This is a genomic window from Flavobacterium ajazii (genome assembly GCF_010614725.1).
In the GTDB taxonomy this organism is placed as follows: Bacteria; Bacteroidota; Bacteroidia; order Flavobacteriales; family Flavobacteriaceae; genus Flavobacterium; species Flavobacterium ajazii.
The window spans coordinates 23,595-43,385 of the sequence record NZ_JAAEHL010000007.1 but is presented as its reverse complement, the minus strand read 5'-3'; the positions used below and the strand labels follow the sequence as shown (position 1 = coordinate 43,385).

The following is a 19,791-nucleotide window of genomic DNA, read 5'->3' as shown; positions in this document are numbered from 1 at the left end:
TATTGTGTTTTTATTAGTTGTAAAAATAAATATTTAAAGCAAAGTTCCTCTTTATAAAAAGTTAATGTTTGTGTGAACATTTTTTTTCCGGAACAGGATCATAACCAGTTTTTCCCCACGGATGACAGCTTAAAATACGTTTTATTCCGAGATAGCCACCATAAAACAATCCATGTTTTTGCAAGGCTTCAATCATGTAGCTAGAACATGTTGGCTCAAATCGGCATGACGCTGGTGTAAAGGGCGAAATGGCAGTTTGATAAAAGCGCACTAATAAAACAAATGGAGTTATGACTTTCATGATTTATTAGAGAATAGATTTTTAAAGTGAAAAAGTGGTGCCTTCTTTTCCGTCTTTCAATTGAATCCCTAAAGTAATTAACTGATCCCGAATCTGGTCAGAAAGGGCGAAGTTTTTATCAGCTCTGGCCTGATTTCTCATTCCGATAAGCATGTTTACTACGCCTTCTAATTTGTCGTTGTTGCTGTCGGCAGCTTTTTCATCACTTAATCCTAAGACATCAAAAACGAAAGTGTTAATTGCAGTTGAAAACGTTTTTAAATCTTCAGCAGAAATGATCTCTTTGCCTTCTTTCAGCAAATTAATATAACGAACACCTTCAAATAGTTGAGCAATTAAAATAGGAGTGTTAAAGTCGTCATTCATGGCGTCGTAACATAATTGTTTCCACGCTTTGAAATCTATAGAACTTGAATTGCCTGCTGAAATTGTCGGTAGAGCATCGAGTGCTTCCATTAATCTTTTATACCCTTTTTCAGCAGCAGTTATAGCGTCATCAGAAAAATCCAAGATACTTCTGTAATGTGCCTGCAACATAAAAAACCTAGTTACAGATGCAGAAAATGGTTTGCTCAAAACAGTATTATCTCCGCTTAAAATTTCCCCCGGTAAGATGTTATTTCCTGTGGATTTTGCCATTTTTTTACCATTTAACGTAAGCATATTGGCATGCATCCAGTAATTTACAGGAGACTGACCAGTGCAGGCTTCGTTTTGGGCAATTTCGCATTCGTGGTGTGGAAATTTTAAATCCATTCCTCCTCCGTGAATATCAAAGTGATTTCCAAGGTATTTGGTACTCATCGCAGTACATTCAAGATGCCAGCCTGGAAATCCATCGCTCCATGGTGATGGCCATCTCATAATGTGTTCTGGTTCTGCTTTTTTCCAAAGTGCAAAATCCTGTGGATTTCTTTTGTCAGACTGACCATCAAGATCACGGGTGTTAGCAAGCATGTCTTCGATATTTCGGCCGCTTAAAATCCCATAATTATTGGTTTCGTTATATTTAACTACATCAAAATAAACAGATCCGTTGGCAACATAACCAATTCCGGTATCAATTATTTTTTTGATGATTTCGATTTGTTCAATAATATGCCCAGTTGCCGTTGGCTCAATACTTGGCGGTAAAAAATTAAAAGCTTTTAAAATGTCATGAAAGTCAACAGTGTATCGCTGAACAACTTCCATTGGTTCTAATTGCTCTAAACGCGCTTTTTTAGCAATTTTATCCTCACCTTCATCAACATCATCAACAATATGTCCCACATCTGTAATATTTCGGACATAACGTACTTTATAATCCAGATGTAAAAAATACCTGAAAATTACGTCAAACGACATAAAAGTCCTCACATTTCCTAAGTGTACATTGCTGTAAACAGTAGGTCCGCAAACATACATTCCAACATTTCCTTCATGGATTGGTTTGAAATTTTCTTTTTCACCCGAAAGCGAGTTGTATATTTTTAACGGTTGAGTGTTGTATAAAGGCATATTTTTTAAATTGTTTTTAGGGGAGCTATTTCCTGCTGTCCGCTGTATCTTTTATGGCGAACCCCGCCATAAAAGGATGTCGCTTCCATCAGGGCTAGAACATAAATATAATAGAAATATTGTAAAATTAGAACTGAGTGTCTAGTTTAATATAATCTAAAAATTCTCTTTTTGTTTGAGGCTCTTTGAATTTTCCACCAAATTCAGATGTTACCGTACTGCTTTCGATGTCTTTAATTCCTCTTGAGTTAACGCAAAGGTGTTTTGCATCAATAACGCAGGCAACATCTTCAGTTCCTAAGGCTTTTTGAAGTTCCTGAACAATCTGCATTGTTAAACGTTCCTGAACCTGAGGTCTTTTAGCATAATATTCAACAATACGGTTCATTTTTGACAAACCAATAACTCTTCCGCTTGAAATATAAGCAACATGAGCACGTCCGATAATTGGCAGTAAATGATGTTCGCAGGTAGAATAAACAGTGATGTTTTTTTCTACCAACATTTCACCATATTTGTAATTATTGTCAAAAGTAGAAGCTTTTGGTTGTTTTGCAGGGTTAAGACCTCCAAAAATTTCTTTTACGAACATTTTGGCAACTCTGTTTGGAGTCCCTTTTATACTATCATCTGTCAAATCCATTCCAAGAGTTTGCAGAATGTTTTCAACATCTTTTTTTATTTTTTCTATTTTTTCTTCATCAGTTATGTCAAAAGCATCCGCTCTAAGAGGGTTTTTTGCATTGCTGCTGAAATGACTGTCACCTATTTCGTCTAAAAAATCTTCGTTATTTATCATTAAAAACTGCTATTATAATGGGTATATCTTTTTAAGGCGGTAAAGATAATTAATAAATAGGAAACCTTTTCTATCGTTTTTACTATTTAATTGCTCCTTTTTGGATATAATTTAAATTGAAAGCATTAAAAACACAAAAGACAATAACTTAGGAAGTTATTGTCTTTTTGAAATTGTATGTAGCGTTTATTATTTTTTATTGTAAACAATAAGTGCTTCTTTTAATATGTTTACTGCGGTAATTAAATCCTTTTTGTTTAAAACATAAGCAATTCGAACCTGATTCAGCCCCATTCCGGGAGTGGAATAAAATCCTTTTGCAGGTGCAATCATAACAGTTTCACCATTTAGATCATAGCTTTCTAAAAGCCATCGTGCAAAATCATCAGAGTTATCAATTGGTAATTGTGCAATACAATAAAATGCACCTTTCGGTTTGGTTACAATTACACCTTCAATTTTGTTTAACTCTGCAATTAGAGTATCACGGCGCTCTTTGTATTCTGAAATTACTTCATCAAAATAGCTTTGTGGTGTATCAATAGCAGCTTCACAGGCAATTTGTTCAATTGTTGGCGGACTTAAACGTGCCTGGGCAAATTTCATAACAGTAGCCAGAACCTGTTTGTTTTTAGTCACTAAACAGCCAATTCTGGCACCACACATACTATAGCGTTTTGAAACCGAATCGACCATAATAACATTTTGCTGAACATCTTCTAAATTCATTACAGAAAAATGTACATCATCGCCATCGTACAAAAATTCACGATACACTTCATCAGCAATCAAATACAAATCATGCTTTTTTATTAAGCCTGCCAATTGTTTGATCTCAGTTTCAGAATATAAATATCCGGTCGGATTTCCAGGATTGCAAATCAGAATGGCTTTTGTTTTTGGTGTAATTAATTTTTCAACCTCTTCAATACTTGGTAAAGCAAAGGCAGTTTCAATTGTAGAAACAAGAGGTACTACAGTTGCACTTGTTGATGATGCAAATGCATGATAATTAGCATAAAAAGGCTCAGGGATAATGATTTCATCTCCTGGATCCGTAATTGTGGCCAGTGCAAAAAGTAAGGCTTCAGAGCCACCAGTAGTAACAATGATGTCTTCTGTGTTAACGTTTACATTTTGGCGCTGGTAAAAATGAGCTAATTTTTTTCTATAGCTTTCATATCCGGCAGACGGACTGTATTCTATAAGACTCAAATCAATATTTTTTACCGCCTCGATGGCCACTTCGGGTGTCTTGATATCCGGTTGACCAATGTTTAAGTGATACACCTTGTGTCCTTTTTTCTTTGCTAAATCTGCAAAAGGAGCCAGCTTGCGTATCGGTGATTCGGGCATGTTTTTGCCTTTGAGTGAAATTGTTGGCATGAGTATAAATTATTGAAGTGCAAATTTGCATTTTTTTTTCGAATTTAACGTAAACAATAAAGGGACTTGTGAAAATGTAACAATAATCAATATTTTTAGTAATTTTATCATAAAAAATTATCAATGAAAAGATATATCATATTGTTTTTTGGGCTTTTGGCATCTTTTAACCTAAAGGCACAGGATGATTTTTTAATTCAAAAGCAGAAAAAGAAAGTTGTAATTCCTTTTAAACTAATCAATAACTTAGTTTTTGTACCCATAAAAGTAAACGGAATTGAGCTGAATTTCTTATTGGATTCAGGTGTTGATGAAACCATTCTGTTTAGTATGGAAGAGAAAAAAGAGGTTAGTTTTAAAAACATCCAAAAAATTAAGCTCAGGGGACTGGGAAGCGAAGAGGAGATTGAAGGACTGAAGTCAACTAATAATATTCTGGAAACACATGGTATGAAATCTGTAAACCATATGGTTTATATTATTTTAGATCAGGGGTTTAATTTGTCTTCACATATAGGAATTCCGGTTAATGGAATCATTGGATATAAATTTTTTAAAAATAATATTGTAGAAGTTAATTATCAGAAGAGGAAAATTTTTGTTTACCAAAACAATGAGAAGGTTAGGAATGATTTAGATAAAAAATTTGAAACCTTGCCTATTACTATTGAAAGATCGAAGCCTTATGTTATGGCATCAGTATTGGTAAATAATGTGAACATGCCTGCCAAATTGCTTGTGGATATTGGAAACAGTGATGCATTTTGGGTTTTTGAAAATGATAAGATAAAATTACCCGAAAAGAATTTTCCTGATTTTTTAGGAAAAGGATTTAGTGGAGATATTGAAGGACACAGGGCAAAAATGATTAAATTTTCACTAGCTGATTTCGAATTTAAAAATCCCATTGTTTCTTTCCCGGATTCAAGTTCCATTAAAAACGTAAAAATGGTCGCCAATAGAATAGGTTCGGTTGGAGGTGAAGTTTTGAAACGATTTACAGTTGTCATGGATTATGCAGATAAAAAAATGTATCTGAAAAAAAACAGTAAATTCAATGAGCCTTTCACTTACAATAAAAGTGGAATTACTGTTCAGCATAATGGGTTACAGTGGGTGCAGGAAACAGTGCACTTAGAAACAGTCAAAATAAATACTACTTCTACGATTGATGAAAATAACTTAGACCAAAGAAGTAATGATTTTAGATACAAATTTCAATTAAAACCTATTTTTGAGATTGTAAATGTTCGAAAATATTCTGCTGCAGAAAAATCGGGTTTACAGAAAGGAGATATAATTATTAGTATAAATGGAAATAAACCTTATAAATATACTTTACAGCAAATTAATAATCTGCTAAAATCGGAAGAAGATGTCTGGATTAATTTAGAAATAGAACGCAATAGTGCGCTGCTAAAATTCCGTTTTCGACTGGAGGATGAATTGTAGTTAATTTCTTAGTTAAATAATTTTTGTGTTTGATAATTAGATAATTAGTCAGTTTGTTTTGACGATTTTTATTATTTTATTCAATAATTTAAGTATTTTTAGCAAAATATAATGAGAATATATGGTTAAAAAATACTTTTCTTTAATTGCTTTTAGCTTTTATTTTTTCCTTTTTTTATTATCTGCAAAAAGTTCGGCACAATGTGCAGGAACTGATTCTGTATTTGAAGTTTGTGACATTCCTGCTGCATCCAGCCAGGCTGTTTCTCTTTTTTCTTTATTGGGAGGGAGTCCGGTTGCTGGAGGTATATGGTCTGATGATGATAATTCAGGAGCTTTAAATGAAACTACGGGCATTTTAAATGCTCAGATAATTCCTTTTAAGGGAATATATCATTATACTTATACGGTCGCAGGAATAAATGGCTGTGCAGATAATTCTGCAACTATCGAAGTTATTATTGGTGGATATGCAGGTGTTGCAGAAAAAGCTTCAGCGTGTAGCGATGATACTGCATTTAATCTTTTTCAGATATTCAATGGGGATAGTCATTTAAGCCCCCAATCTGGAGGAAGTTGGTACAATGATACAAACCAGACTGCTTCACCAAGTGTTATTAATGCAACAACCTTCGTGCCTGGAACTTATAAATTTACATATTCTATTGCTGCTATTGGAAACTGTCCAGCTGTCTCTTCAACAGGATTTGTAACTGTCTTCAGGTCTCCGGAACCAGGAACCCCTGCGCCATTAATATTATGCGAAGACAGTGATTTTTCGGTGTATTCCAATCTTGACCTAAATGACAGGTTATCTGGACAAGACCCTGGAGGAACATGGACGGATAATAACGGTACAGGACAGATTACTTTTATAAAAGATCATAATATAAATGTTCAGCAAATATTTAATACTTACGGCATAGGGGAATATAACTTTACTTATACAGTTTTGCCAACAAGTCCGGTGTGCAGCATAGAAACTGCAGTTGTAAGAATCAAAATTGAAAAGAAATACGATTTTACCGGAGCAAAATTAGAAGTGAGAAATGATATTTGCGAGTCTGATATTCAAACCGCAACTTATTCAGCAATATTGACACAGGGAATTCAGAACATCCCGAATGGACAATTTTATGTGACCTACAATGTCTCAGGTCCAAACGGAGAAACAAAAAAGATATTAGCAACATTTAGTAATGGAGTTTTAACTTTTCCTTTAGATAGAAGTTATTTTCAACAGCCGGGGAGTTTTACAGTCAGAATTACAAAAATTGATGAGTTTAGCAGTGAAGGCGGTTGTGTAAATATTATTAATAATTTATCCGATGTTTTGCATGTTTATAAAACACCGGTTTTAAATGGTGCTACTTTAACACTGGCTGCAGCTTGTCAGAATAAAAGCTCTCAGGCATCAATTTCAAATGCTTCAGGATTAGAAGACGGAACTTATACTATTTTATATAATGTTTCTGGTTCAAATACAGCAACAGCCCAGGTTGCTACTATTAATGTTTTAGGAGGAAATGCAAATTTTACAATTCCATCAAACTTAAATGCAAACAGTGGAAATTCCATTATTATAATTACGAATATTACCAATGCGGCAACTCCCTACTGCACAAATACAGCTAACTTAATTGGAAATTTAATTATAAATAAATTGCCAGACACGGCAAATCTTAAAATAGAAGTTCAGGATAATTGTTTTAATAAGCCTTTTACAGCTTCGCTTTCAGGTTTAGGAACACTAACAAATATTACCATTTCTTATATATTGTCGGGAAGTAATTCAGCAACATTACAAACACTTACTTTAGTAGTCACTGATGGAAAAGCCAGTTTTATTATCCCGTCTGCTTTGTTGCCAAATACAGGTTCAACAGCTATTTCAATTACCAATCTGGTAAATAATGATACGACTTGCGATGTGAATCTCACAGCTGTTTCTGATGCGTTTGCAATAAATCCTATTCCTGTGGCTCCAGTTGCAGACAATCTGATTTTTTGTAAAGCAGATGGAGCGACTGTTGCGAATTTAATTCCAAACGGATCTCAGTATAAGTGGTATAATTCATCTGCACTTATTACACCTTTGTCGGCTTCATATGTTTTAAAATCAGAAAATTATTATGTAACACAGACTTCTGCTGCAGGTTGTATTTCTCCGGAAACAATGATCACAGTTACGATAAGTAATCTGCCGGCACCAATTTTAGATACTGCCGGGCAAAATTTTTGCGGTCTGGATAATCCGACTATTTTAGATTTGTCTAATAATACAAATGTGTCTTCGACAGTAGTTTGGTACGATGCGTTAAATAATGGTAATCTTTTAACTTCGACAATACCACTTCGGGATAATACTACTTATTATGGTTTCGATTATCTGGCATCAACAAATTGCTTTTCTGAAGATCATATAGAGGTAAAAGTTTCTTTGAGTCATTGTGATGATTCTGAATATGAAACATTTTTTGTACCTGATGGTTTTTCACCAAACGGGGATAATGTAAATGATACTTTTAAAATTCTTAAAATTGATTTCTTATATCCGGATTACAGGCTCGAAATTTACAACCGATACGGAAATATATTGTTTAAAGGGAATAAAAATAAGCCGGATTGGGATGGAAGAAATTCTGAAGGAGGCGGATTTGGAGATGGAATAGCGCCAAATGGAGTCTATTTTTATGTTATTCATTTTAATAAAGATAATAAACCGCCTCAGCAGGGTCGTCTTTATTTGAATAGATAAATCTTCATTTACATTAATATAATTTCAAATGAAAAAAATAATACTTTTTATAAGTTTCCTTTTTTGTTTCACAGCCGTATCTGCGCAACAGGATCCAGAATATACTCATTATATGTACAATATGAGTGTGGTAAATCCGGCTTATGCTACCGGTGTACCGGCAATGTTAAATCTGGGAGGACTATACAGAACACAATGGGTAGGAGCTATAGGAGCACCAAAAACATTTACTTTTTTTGGGCATACATCATTGAGTGAAAAGATTGAAGTTGGAGCCTCATTAATTTCAGACGATATTGGGGATGGTGCAAAAAAGGAAAATAATTTCTACGCAGATTTTGCTTATATTCTTCAATTAAACGGAAAAAATAAACTTTCTTTAGGATTAAAAGCCGGTTTTACTTCTTTACAGACTAATTTCAACGGATTTCGTTTTACCGATCCCGCTACAGATTTGGCTTTCGCCGAAAATATAAACGTTACTAAACCTAATATTGGAGCAGGAGCCTATTATTTTACAGATAAATATTACATAGGATTGTCTATTCCGAATTTATTAAGTTCAAAACACATTGAAGAAAGATCAGGGATAAACGCTTTCGGATCCGAAGAAATCCATACTTTTTTAACTGCAGGATATGTTTTTCAGATTAGTGATGCATTCAAATTAAAACCCGCATTTATGTCAAGGTTTGTTTCCGGAGCACCTATTTCAGTTGATATTACAGCCAATGTGTTGTATAATGAAAAATTTGAGTTGGGAGCCGCTTACAGGATAAATGACGCCGTAAGTGCTTTGATGAATATAAATGTTACACCATCTCTGAGAATTGGATATGCCTATGATTATACAGTTTCAAATTTAGGACAGTTTAATTCTGGAACTCACGAAATCATGCTGCTTTTTGATTTAGATTTATTAGGAAAAGGATATGATAAATCACCAAGATTCTTTTAAAATGAAAAATAGGAACAAACTACTCGTTATTATATTCGTATTTTCTATACAGTTTATAAGTGCTCAGAATCAGGATTTGGTTAGGGCTAAGCGTTTTTTTGACAGAACATTTTATATTGAAGCCATTGTTTTGTATGAAAAATTAGCAGAAGAAAAACCTTCGCAGGAAGTAATTAAAAATCTGGCAGATTCTTATTATTATACCAATGATTTGATAAAAGCCCAACGTTATTATCGCCTTTTGATTAAAAACTACGATAAGGATTTAGACAGAAATTATTATTTCAAATATTCCCAAACGCTGAAAGCTACAGAGAATTTGGAAGAAGCAACCGAAGCTTTAAAAGCATATTATTCAAAATCTGCCAATAATGAAGATTTGGTGAATTTTGAAAGAGACATCAAAACGTTGGAAAATGTTTCTGCAATTGGAAATCGTTTCGAAATTAAAAACTTAGCTGTAAATACACCAAATTCAGAGTTTGGAGCAGTAAAATATAATGACAGTCTGGTTTTTGCGGGAGTGAAACTAAAACCGGGATTATTTGATAAAAAATACAAATGGGATAATGCAACTTACCTAAATTTGGTTGCTGTTCCAATCAAAAGTATAAACTCTCAGGATCAGATCACGCATTATTTTTCGAATGAATTAAAAACCGGAATGCATGAGTCGAATGCTGTTTTTACCAAAGACGGCAAAACAATTTATTTTACCCGTAATAATTCTAAAAACGGTAATAAAAGAAAAAACGAGGAAAAAATTTCGAACCTTCAGATTTTTAAGGCCGAACTGGTTAGCGGAAAATGGACTAATATAGTTTCGCTTCCTTTTAACAGTGAAAATTATTCTGTAGAGCATCCGGCATTAAGTGCGGATGAAAAAGTATTATATTTTGCTTCAGATATGCCGGGAACATTGGGGTCTTTTGATATTTATTCAGTAAATATAAACCAAGGGGCATTTGATACTCCAAAAAATTTAGGCCCAATTATTAATACAGATAAAAGAGAACAGTTTCCTTTTGTTTCAAAAGACAATAAACTTTATTTCTCATCTGAAGGGCATTTAGGCTATGGATCACTGGATATTTTTGTTTCAGAAATTAAAGGGAAAGAATACGGAAAGCCTGTAAATGTTGGTTCGCCTGTTAATTCCAATTTAGATGATTTTTCTTTTTACTTTGATTCGGACACAAAAGAAGGCTTCTTTGCTTCAAATAGAAAAGGCGGAAAAGGGAGTGACGATATTTATCAGTTAAAAGAAATTAAAGATTTAATTGTTGAAGACTGCAAACAGTTTATTACCGGAATTATAACAGATGCTGATACAAAATTAACTTTAGAAAATGCCATTGTAGAACTTCAGGATGCGTATAAAAAACAGCTAAATTTAGTTAAAACAACAGCTGACGGAAAATTTAGTTTTACTGTGCCTTGTGAAGCTTCTTTTACTGTGCTGGCTTCTAAGGGAAATTATACCAACAACTCAAAATCGTTAACTTCAGGGAAGACCAGAAATATAAATAACGATGCGTCAATGACTTTAAAATCATTAGAAATCATTAAACAGGAAGAAAAATTGATTGCTGAAAATAAAAGAAAACAAGAACTTATTATAGAAGAAGAAAATAAGAAAAAAGAAGCCCTGGCAATAATCGCTTTAAAAGAAGCAGATAAAAAAGCGAAAGCTGATAAAATCGAAGCTGAAGAAGTCAGGAAAAAAGAAAAAGTTGATCAGATTTTGGCACAGGAAAAAGATGTTGTAAAAGATAAAGACAGACTTATCATTAAAACAGATCCAATTTATTTTGATTATAATATGTGGTATATCCGAAAAGAATCAAAAGTAGTCTTGGGAAGAGTGGTAGAGCTAATGAAGAAATATCCCGGAATGGTAATCGAAATTGGCTCACATACGGATTCGAGAGGAAATGCTAAATTTAATGAAGATTTATCCCAAAAAAGAGCGACTTCTACCAGAGAGTTTATCATACAATCAGGAATTGATGCTAAAAGGATAACTGCCAAAGGTTATGGTGAATCTGTTCCAATTATAAAATGCAAAACAGATGACGCCTGTTCTGAAGAAGAACACGAGCTGAACAGAAGATCTGAATTTGTTATTAAAAATTTATAGATTTTTGAATAATAAATTTAACCAAGAAGCCTTTTCATTGATTTCTTTTTTATTATTTTTATAAAGATAACCATGAAATTAAAAATACTCAATTATGAAAAAGTTAGTTTTATCCTTTCTGATATTGTCTTTAGCCGGACTGCAAAGCTGTAAAAATGAAGAAAAACAAAAAGAAATTGAAGCAGCTAAAGCCGAAGGTGAAAAAGTTGTAAGTACCCAATGTTATAAAGCAGTTTATGAGAATGATAATATTGATTTAAAATTAAATACTTTAAAAAGCGGAAAAATAAGCGGAAATATGTCAATGAAAGTTTCAGGTGCCGCAGAAAGAATTGGTGAAATAAAAGGAGAATTTCATGGAGATACCTTATTTGCAGATTACACTTTTACTGAAGGAGCAGATAAAAAAACGTTTAAAAATCCAATGGCATTTTTAAAAAAAGACAAACAGCTCATTTTAGGAAACGGAACAATGCAGACCACAATGGGTGTAACGTATCTTGTAAAAGACAAACCAATAGATTTTGAACGTGTAAAATATAAATTTGACACTATTGATTGCGCTGACAAATAAATTAAATCAGCTTTACATAAAAAAAGCCGTTTCATTAGTTGAAACGGCTTTTACTTTTTTTTAAATATTTTTTATAAAACCTCACCTTTAATTTTAAGGGCTACCCTTCCATCAGGATAATTTACGGCATTGGTTTCAACGGTAATTGTTTTACGAATAGGTCCTGCAGTCATGTTGTATTTAACATCAATTTTACCTTTTTTTCCAGGTAAAATAGGCGAGCCCGGTTTTGTAACCACTATAGAACTCAGGGTTGACTGAGCAGAAATTATCGTTAAAGGAGCATCTCCTGTATTTGTAAATTCAAAAGACCTGACAGCATTGTCACTTTTTGAAATTTTTCCGTAATCAATAGTATTGTCCGGAGCTGAAAACTCAATTTTAGGACCGTTTTGAGAATAACCCGCTACGCTAAACAGTACGATTACAATAAATTTAATAACATTTTTCATTTTGAAATTGTTTTTAAGATAGGAGTAAATATACTTTCTTTTAATTAATACACAAATTATTAATTCGTTTTTTATAGTGTACTTAATTATTTACTTTTGCTGTCAGTTATAAGTACAAAAATTAAACCAAACTTTCGTTTATTTGTTTAACTGTTAAATCGTTTAACCGATCTTCCAAGATAGATTTCAAAAACGATTAAACAAATTAACGATTAAACGAATCAACAAAAAAATAAACGATTAAACATATATAAATGACAATTCCAGCACAATTTGACGCTAAGACGATTGAGAGTAAATGGTATGATTACTGGATGAAAAACAACTATTTTCATTCAGAACCAGATCATAGAACACCGTACACCATTGTAATCCCGCCGCCAAACGTCACTGGAGTCCTTCACATGGGACATATGTTGAATAATACGATTCAGGATGTTTTAATTCGTCGTGCACGTCTTAAAGGATTCAACGCTTGTTGGGTTCCGGGAACAGATCACGCATCGATTGCTACTGAAGCTAAAGTTGTGGCAAAATTAAAAGCAGAAGGAATCAATAAAAATGATTTAACTCGCGAAGAATTCCTAAAACATGCTTGGGAATGGACAGATAAATACGGCGGAACAATTTTGGAGCAGCTTAAGAAACTAGGTGCTTCATGCGATTGGGAACGTACTAAATTTACAATGGATCCGGATATGTCTGCTTCTGTAATTAAATCGTTTGTTGATTTATACAACAAAGGATTAATTTACAGAGGATACCGAATGGTAAACTGGGATCCGGAAGCAAAAACTACTTTGTCTGACGAAGAAGTAATTTACGAAGAACAACAAGGAAAATTATTTTTCTTAAAATATAAAATCGAAGGTTCAGAAGATTTTTTAACCATTGCTACAACGCGTCCTGAAACTATTTTTGGAGATACTGCGATCTGTATCAATCCGAATGACGAGCGTTTTACACATTTAAAAGGTAAAAAAGCTATCGTTCCAATCTGTGGAAGAGTAATTCCAATTATCGAAGATGAATATGTAGACGTTGAATTTGGAACAGGATGTTTGAAAGTGACTCCTGCGCACGATATGAACGATAAAACTTTGGGTGAAAAACACAATCTTGAAATCGTTGATATTTTTAATGAAGATGCAACGTTAAATAGCTTCGGATTACACTATCAGGGAAAAGACCGTTTTGTGGTTCGTAAGGAAATTGAAAAAGAACTTCAGGAAATTGGAGCTTTAGCAAAAACAGAGATTCACTTAAATAAAGTAGGAACTTCTGAAAGAACCAAAGCCGTAATCGAGCCAAGATTATCAGACCAATGGTTCCTGAAAATGGACGATTTGGTAAAACCGGCTATAAAATCGGTTTTAGAAACGGGAGATATTAAATTACACCCAAAACGTTTCGAAAACACTTATGCGCACTGGTTAAACAATATTCGCGATTGGAATATTTCTCGCCAATTATGGTGGGGACAACAGATTCCGGCTTATTATTACGGAGACGGAAAAGAAGATTTCGTAGTTGCAGAAAACATCGAAGACGCTTTAGCTTTAGCAAAAGAAGAAACCAACAACCAACAACTAACAACTGACAACCTTAAACAAGATGTTGATGCGTTAGATACATGGTTTTCATCCTGGTTGTGGCCAATGTCAGTTTTTGGCGGAATTATGGATCCAGAAAGTCCAGATTTTAAATATTATTATCCAACAAACGACTTGGTAACAGGTCCGGATATTTTATTTTTCTGGGTTGCCAGAATGATTATTGCTGGTTACGAATATGCTGGTGAAAAACCATTTACAAATGTATATTTAACGGGATTAGTTCGTGATAAACAACGTCGTAAAATGTCTAAATCATTAGGGAATTCTCCTGATCCTTTAGACTTGATCGATAAATTTAGTGCAGACGGAGTTCGTGTAGGATTGCTTTTAAGCGCTTCTGCAGGAAACGATATTATGTTTGATGAAGAATTATGCAGCCAGGGAAAAGCGTTTTCAAACAAAATTTGGAATGCCTTTAAATTGATTAAAGGTTGGGAAGTTTCAGAAGCTATTCCACAACCAGAATCATCAAAAGTAGCAATCGAATGGTACGAAGCTAAATTACAGCAGACTTTAGTTGATATTGAAGATAATTTTGAGAAATACAGAATTTCAGATTCATTAATGGCCATTTATAAATTGGTTTGGGATGATTTCTGTTCCTGGTTCTTAGAAATGATCAAACCGGCTTATCAACAGCCAATTGACAGCGTAACTTTCGCGAAAGCGATCGAAATGCTAGAAAACAACTTGAAGTTATTGCATCCATTTATGCCTTTCCTGACAGAGGAAATTTGGCAATTAATAGCTGAAAGAACCCCAGAAGAAGCTTTAATCGTTTCAACCTGGCCGGAAGTAAAACCATTTGATGCTAAATTAATTGCTGATTTTGAAAATTCAATTGAAGTGATTTCTGGAATCAGAACGATCAGAAAAGATAAAAATATTCCGTTTAAAGATGCTATCGAATTAAAAGGAATCAACAGCGAAAATGTTTCTACTTATTTCGATTCAATTATCACGAAATTAGGAAACGTTTCGGCTTTCGAATATGTTTCTGAAAAAGTAGACGGCGCATTATCTTTCCGTGTAAAATCAAATGAATATTTCATTCCGATTACTGGAAATATCGACGTTGAGGCTGAAATCGCAAAATTAACAGAGGAATTGAATTACACGAAAGGATTCCTGAAATCTGTTGAAGCAAAACTTTCTAACGAGAAGTTTGTAAACGGAGCTCCGGAGAAAGTCCTTAATTTAGAAAAACAAAAACAAGCCGATGCTTTAGCAAAAATTACTACAATCGAGCAGAGTTTAGCTGGTTTGAAGTAAAATTCAAACTTAGTTTATAAAATTAAACCCGACAAGTTTTTAAAACCTGTCGGGTTTTATACATGTATTTAAATTCAAATTTTAAATAAGTATTATTTATTTAAATTATGTAATTTAGAAAAATCTTTAAGAGATAATCAAAAATGAAAATAAAAGGCATACATATACAAAATTTTCGTAGCGCTAAGGATTTAAAGATTGACTTTGATGATAATTTGAATGTTCTCGTTGGGGTTAATGGTGCTGGAAAAACCACAATACTTGAAGCATTGACTCTATGCATGTCTTGGTTGATTAAAAGAATTCAAAGACAAAATTCTTCTGGGTTAATGATTTCTGATTCTGATATTAGATATGATTCTGAATTTACAAGCATACGAATTGTCTGCAATGAAAATGATAAAGATTATTCTTGGGAATTAGTAAAGTTTGCAGAAGGAAAAATCATTGAAAAAAAATCAGATCTAGTTGAAGTTTCGGAATTAGCCTTATATTTTCAAAAGATATTAGATCAGGAAAATAGATTACCAATAATAGGCTATTATCCTGTTACCAGAGTCGTAGATAAAATCAGCCCCGAAGTTAAGTTTGACGATACTTTTTCTACATTAGACGCTTATGATAAAGCCTTAGATGGAAAGCAAAATTTTAGTTCTTTTTTCGAATGGTTTAGGCAACAAGATGATATTTTAAATGAGAAGGCCACAAATAGAAGTAAATGGATTCAGCAAAATAAAGTTTCGATAAAGAGAAGAGTTGATAAAATATTAAAACTATTAAAACCTTCGAATTCTGATGAAAAATTTATTGTGGAAGAATTTGATTATTTGAAACGAAGAATTAGCAAAGATGATTTTATTTATGAAGAACCTCGTTTCTTTTTTCATGAAATTTCTAGAGTAATAGATTTTAGGTATCCTAAATCCAGATCTTTGGATGGTCGCATTCTTCATGATTTGGAATATATGTTTCATAAAATAGAAGTCCAAAATAGGGAAAAATGGTATGATGCAAGATATTTTGAATTAGTTTATATAGATACTTTTCATCGAATATTAGAAAAATTTAATAAAAGCAATGAAAAAATAGAAACTAAGGATGATTTTTTCTCTGTTTTTATTGAATTGTTTTTATTTGCAAATGAATTAAGTTTATGGTGGCTCAGCGATATTTCTAGAAAAAAAATTGAAAATATATTACGTACATTTCTTTTAGAAATTTGTGGAAATAGAGCAGAAGATCAAAAAGATGATTTCTACTTAGAAATTAAACAATTAGAGAATTCAATTTTTAGAATTATTGAAGATGAAATTAAAAAGAAGAGAAATTTAAAAGGGAATGAAGGAAGGGAAATGTTGTTTGTTAAAAAGGCAATTGAACAATTTCTTCCAGATTTCACAAATTTAAGAGTTAGAAGAAGTCCTAGACCTCATATGCTTATTGATAAAGATCATATTGAATTTAACCTTAATCAATTATCTGATGGAGAAAAGAATCTAATTACTCTTATAGGAGATATTGCTCGAAGATTGGCAATTGCAAACCCTGAAAGTGATAATCCTCTGGAAGGGAATGGAGTCATAATGATTGATGAAGTTGATTTGCATTTGCACCCCAAATGGCAGCAGTTAATGATTCCTCAATTAGAAAACATATTTCCAAATTGCCAATTTATTGTATCAACACATTCACCTCAGGTTTTAAATAACATTCAACCTGAGAGTATTTTATTGCTTGATAATACAAATAATGAATTGTCTTATTCTTTGGCTAGGGTTTCATATGGAAAACAATCGGATGAAATATTAGAAAAATTATTAGGTGTTGATTCTCGACCTTCGGATGTTAAAAATAAAATTAAAAAGCTTTATAAATTTATAGAATTAGGAGAGATTATTAAAGCCAAAGAATTGTATAATGAATTGTCAGATATAATTATAGGTGGTGATCCTGAACTTGTAAAAGCAAATGTATTAATTAAAAGAAAAGAGATTATAGGTAAATGAAACATATAATCAAACAAGAAGAGCCACAAGCTTTTACTAATTGGAAAGTTGGCAGAGGCGGTAATGCAGAAAAAACTTATAAAGGATTAAATAGAAACCATAACATAAAAGATAATTTACGAGATTCTTTATTGCAAGAACAAGGATATATTTGTTGTTACTGTGAAAAAGAATTGAAAAGTAATGATCGTCATATTGAACATTTTAAGCCTAAACATAAATTTCCTCAATTGCAATTAGAATATGAAAATCTATTTTGTTCATGCCAGGTCAATTTAATAAATGGAGAACCTTTACATTGTGGTAATAGCAAAGGAAATTTTTTTGATGAAAGATTTTTGATTTCACCCTTAGAACCAAATTGTGAGAGTAGATTTAAGTATACATTTGATGGACAAATTTTTCCTGCTGATGAAAATGATATTGGAGCTAAAATCACTATAATTGAATTGAATCTTGATGAATTAGAAAATTTAAGAAAAGGTGCTATCGAGCCATTTTTAAATTTAGATGATGAGATGAGTGAAGAAGAATTGTCTTTGTTTATAAGTAGTTATTTAAAAGATAAGGCAGATAATGAAGGAAAATTTAATGAATTTTATACGACTATAAAATATTTGTTTTTAAAGTAAAAAGTAATTTATTACAAACCCCGACAGAATTTTTAAATTCTTGTCGGGGTTTTGTATTTTTTTAAAGTAATTATTTCTTATTAAGCTCTGCAGCTTTTTGCTCCCAATATGTTTCAAGCTTACCATAATCAACTGGATTTGCAGGTTTTTGATAGCCCAGCCTGCCTGATTCAAATGCCCTGACGAGAATGGTCTCTATCAGATAATCTTCGTTGACTTCAAAAGGTTTGTATTCTCGTTTTAAACTTATATCAAACATATTGGCGGTTGCATTCGATACAAAAGCCTTAAAACCGCTTTTTAAAGTTTTGACCAGTTCATAGGTTGTTATTCCGGTCTGTCGATGGATGAGTTTTACTAAAATCTGACCTTGTTTTCGAGAAAGTTTTTTTAACCTTGCTTCGAACTCATTATTGAGATAATCTTCAACGATTTTAAAATATTTTTTCTTTTCACGGCTGGTTTTCAAACGCGCCATTCCATTGTTTAAAGCAGTTAGTCGGTCTGCTGCCAGTCTTGCATACGGATAAACTTTATATACCCTGTTTTGAAGAATAAGAAACTGTTTTTTGGCTTCAAGATCCAAATTTCCTTTCGAAATAAGAATTTCAGGCAATTCAATAGTGTCACCCAAAATAGAGTCATTTTCGGTAAGTGTATAACCCATTTCACTCTCTTTTGGAGTAATCTGTGCCTTAGCAGCAAAAGAAATTAAAAGAAAACATAAAATACAAGTTGTAAATCTCATGGAATATATATTTAAGTGTAAAATTATACATTATATACACAACTGTAATACCAAATTTATAAATTAGCAAAAAAATATTTTATGAGTACACAATCTATCTTAAAAGATACCTCAATTGCTTTCCTGGAAAGCTACCTAAATAACGCTTCGCCGACAGGTTACGAAAGTGAAGGACAAAAAATCTGGATGAATTACCTGGAGCCTTATGTAGATACTTTTATTACGGATACTTACGGTACAGCTGTTGGGGTTATCAACCCAGACGCTCCTTTCAAAGTAGTAATTGAAGGGCATGCCGATGAGATTTCGTGGTATGTAAACTACATTACAGACGATGGTTTAATATATGTAATCAGAAATGGAGGATCTGATCACCAGATTGCACCTTCAAAAAGAGTAAATATCCATACCAAAAAAGGAATTGTAAAAGGAATTTTTGGGTGGCCAGCTATTCATACACGTCTGCGTGACAAAGAGGAAATTCCGAAACTGAGCAATATTTTTATTGATTTAGGATGCGAAACCAAAGAACAGGTTGAAGCGCTTGGAGTTCACGTCGGATGTGTAATTACCTATCCGGATGAATTTATGATTTTAAACGAAAACAAATTTGTATGTCGTGCCATTGACAACAGAATGGGCGGATTCATGATTGCTGAAGTTGCACGTTTGCTAAAAGAAAACAACAAAAAACTTCCGTTTGGTTTATACATTGTGAATTCTGTTCAGGAAGAAATTGGTCTTCGCGGAGCTGAAATGATTTCGCAGCGCATCAAACCTAATGTTGCTATTGTGACAGATGTTTGTCATGATACGACAACGCCAATGATAGATAAAAAAGTAGAAGGTGACCTTAAAATTGGTAAAGGACCGGTAATAGCCTATGCTCCAGCTGTACAAAATAACCTAAGAGAATTGATTGTCGATACTGCGGAAGAGAAAAACATTCCATTTCAGCGTCATGCGACTTCCAGAGCTACCGGAACAGATACGGATGCTTTCGCTTACAGTAACGGAGGAGTGGCTTCAGCATTGATTTCCCTGCCATTGCGCTACATGCATACTACTGTAGAAATGGTTCACAAAGAAGATGTAGAGAATGTGATTCAGCTGATTTATGAATCATTACTGAAAATCGAAAACAATGAGACTTTTTCTTATTTCAAATAATAGTTAAATTCAGTTGTTTTAATATTT

General features: G+C 33.1%; 15 protein-coding genes. 9 read left to right on the top strand and 6 right to left on the bottom strand.

From position 1 onward, the window contains the following. Nucleotides 1-61: 61 nt before the first annotated feature. The 4 genes from yidD to GWR14_RS13635 form a co-directional block, all read right to left on the bottom strand. Nucleotides 62-301, bottom strand: coding sequence for a membrane protein insertion efficiency factor YidD (gene yidD, locus GWR14_RS13650; RefSeq protein ID WP_163409638.1), 240 nt, complete (start codon nucleotides 299-301; stop codon nucleotides 62-64). A gap of 21 nt (nucleotides 302-322) precedes the next feature. Next, entirely contained in the window at nucleotides 323-1,801 is a 1,479-nt protein-coding gene (gene cysS / locus GWR14_RS13645) for a cysteine--tRNA ligase (protein WP_163409637.1), read from the bottom strand. A gap of 127 nt (nucleotides 1,802-1,928) precedes the next feature. Next, nucleotides 1,929-2,600, bottom strand: a complete 672-nt coding sequence (folE, locus tag GWR14_RS13640; RefSeq protein WP_066032379.1) for a GTP cyclohydrolase I FolE — start codon at nucleotides 2,598-2,600, stop codon at nucleotides 1,929-1,931. Between the two features lie 189 nt (nucleotides 2,601-2,789). Continuing rightward, nucleotides 2,790-3,986 (bottom strand): pyridoxal phosphate-dependent aminotransferase, encoded by a 1,197-nt coding sequence (locus tag GWR14_RS13635; RefSeq protein ID WP_163409636.1) that lies wholly within the window; start codon nucleotides 3,984-3,986, stop codon nucleotides 2,790-2,792. A gap of 123 nt (nucleotides 3,987-4,109) precedes the next feature. Between GWR14_RS13635 and GWR14_RS13630 the strand changes: the two genes are divergently transcribed. From GWR14_RS13630 to GWR14_RS13610, 5 genes are all read left to right on the top strand, one after another. Beyond that, on the top strand, nucleotides 4,110-5,438 hold the full coding sequence (locus GWR14_RS13630) for a PDZ domain-containing protein (protein WP_163409635.1): 1,329 nt from the start codon (nucleotides 4,110-4,112) through the stop codon (nucleotides 5,436-5,438). Between the two features lie 121 nt (nucleotides 5,439-5,559). Next, nucleotides 5,560-8,196: a gliding motility-associated C-terminal domain-containing protein gene (locus tag GWR14_RS13625; RefSeq protein ID WP_163409634.1), complete on the top strand. Its 2,637-nt coding sequence runs from the start codon at nucleotides 5,560-5,562 to the stop codon at nucleotides 8,194-8,196. Between the two features lie 28 nt (nucleotides 8,197-8,224). Then, a complete protein-coding gene (locus GWR14_RS13620) occupies nucleotides 8,225-9,154 on the top strand; it encodes a PorP/SprF family type IX secretion system membrane protein (protein ID WP_163409633.1) in 930 nt (309 codons plus the stop codon). 1 nt (nucleotide 9,155) lies between these two features. Next, the gene (locus GWR14_RS13615; RefSeq protein WP_163409632.1) at nucleotides 9,156-11,294 is read left to right on the top strand and encodes an OmpA family protein; all 2,139 of its coding nucleotides are present in this window, start codon (nucleotides 9,156-9,158) and stop codon (nucleotides 11,292-11,294) included. 94 nt (nucleotides 11,295-11,388) lie between these two features. After that, on the top strand, nucleotides 11,389-11,868 hold the full coding sequence (locus GWR14_RS13610) for a hypothetical protein (RefSeq protein ID WP_163409631.1): 480 nt from the start codon (nucleotides 11,389-11,391) through the stop codon (nucleotides 11,866-11,868). A 71-nt stretch (nucleotides 11,869-11,939) separates the two neighbouring features. Here the strand turns inward: GWR14_RS13610 and GWR14_RS13605 are convergent, their stop codons facing one another. Beyond that, nucleotides 11,940-12,320 carry a DUF1573 domain-containing protein gene (locus tag GWR14_RS13605; protein ID WP_163409630.1) on the bottom strand — a complete coding sequence of 127 codons (381 nt, stop codon included), beginning with the start codon at nucleotides 12,318-12,320 and terminating at the stop codon, nucleotides 11,940-11,942. 254 nt (nucleotides 12,321-12,574) lie between these two features. On the opposite strand from GWR14_RS13605, the gene GWR14_RS13600 reads away from it, so the two are divergent. The 3 genes from GWR14_RS13600 to GWR14_RS13590 all read left to right on the top strand — a co-directional run bounded on the left by GWR14_RS13600 (nucleotide 12,575) and on the right by GWR14_RS13590 (nucleotide 17,846). Next, on the top strand, nucleotides 12,575-15,208 hold the full coding sequence (locus GWR14_RS13600; RefSeq protein WP_163409629.1) for a valine--tRNA ligase: 2,634 nt from the start codon (nucleotides 12,575-12,577) through the stop codon (nucleotides 15,206-15,208). 143 nt (nucleotides 15,209-15,351) lie between these two features. Then, nucleotides 15,352-17,214: an AAA family ATPase gene (locus GWR14_RS13595; protein ID WP_163409628.1), complete on the top strand. Its 1,863-nt coding sequence runs from the start codon at nucleotides 15,352-15,354 to the stop codon at nucleotides 17,212-17,214. After that, nucleotides 17,211-17,846 carry a retron system putative HNH endonuclease gene (locus GWR14_RS13590; protein ID WP_163409627.1) on the top strand — a complete coding sequence of 212 codons (636 nt, stop codon included), beginning with the start codon at nucleotides 17,211-17,213 and terminating at the stop codon, nucleotides 17,844-17,846. The genes GWR14_RS13595 and GWR14_RS13590 overlap by 4 nt, the downstream gene beginning before the upstream one ends. 70 nt (nucleotides 17,847-17,916) lie before the next feature. On the opposite strand, the gene GWR14_RS13585 is transcribed toward GWR14_RS13590, so the two are convergent. Continuing rightward, on the bottom strand, nucleotides 17,917-18,594 hold the full coding sequence (locus GWR14_RS13585; protein ID WP_163409626.1) for a DUF4294 domain-containing protein: 678 nt from the start codon (nucleotides 18,592-18,594) through the stop codon (nucleotides 17,917-17,919). 81 nt (nucleotides 18,595-18,675) lie between these two features. Between GWR14_RS13585 and GWR14_RS13580 the strand changes: the two genes are divergently transcribed. After that, nucleotides 18,676-19,764: a M42 family metallopeptidase gene (locus GWR14_RS13580; protein ID WP_163409625.1), complete on the top strand. Its 1,089-nt coding sequence runs from the start codon at nucleotides 18,676-18,678 to the stop codon at nucleotides 19,762-19,764. Nucleotides 19,765-19,791: the final 27 nt, after the last annotated feature.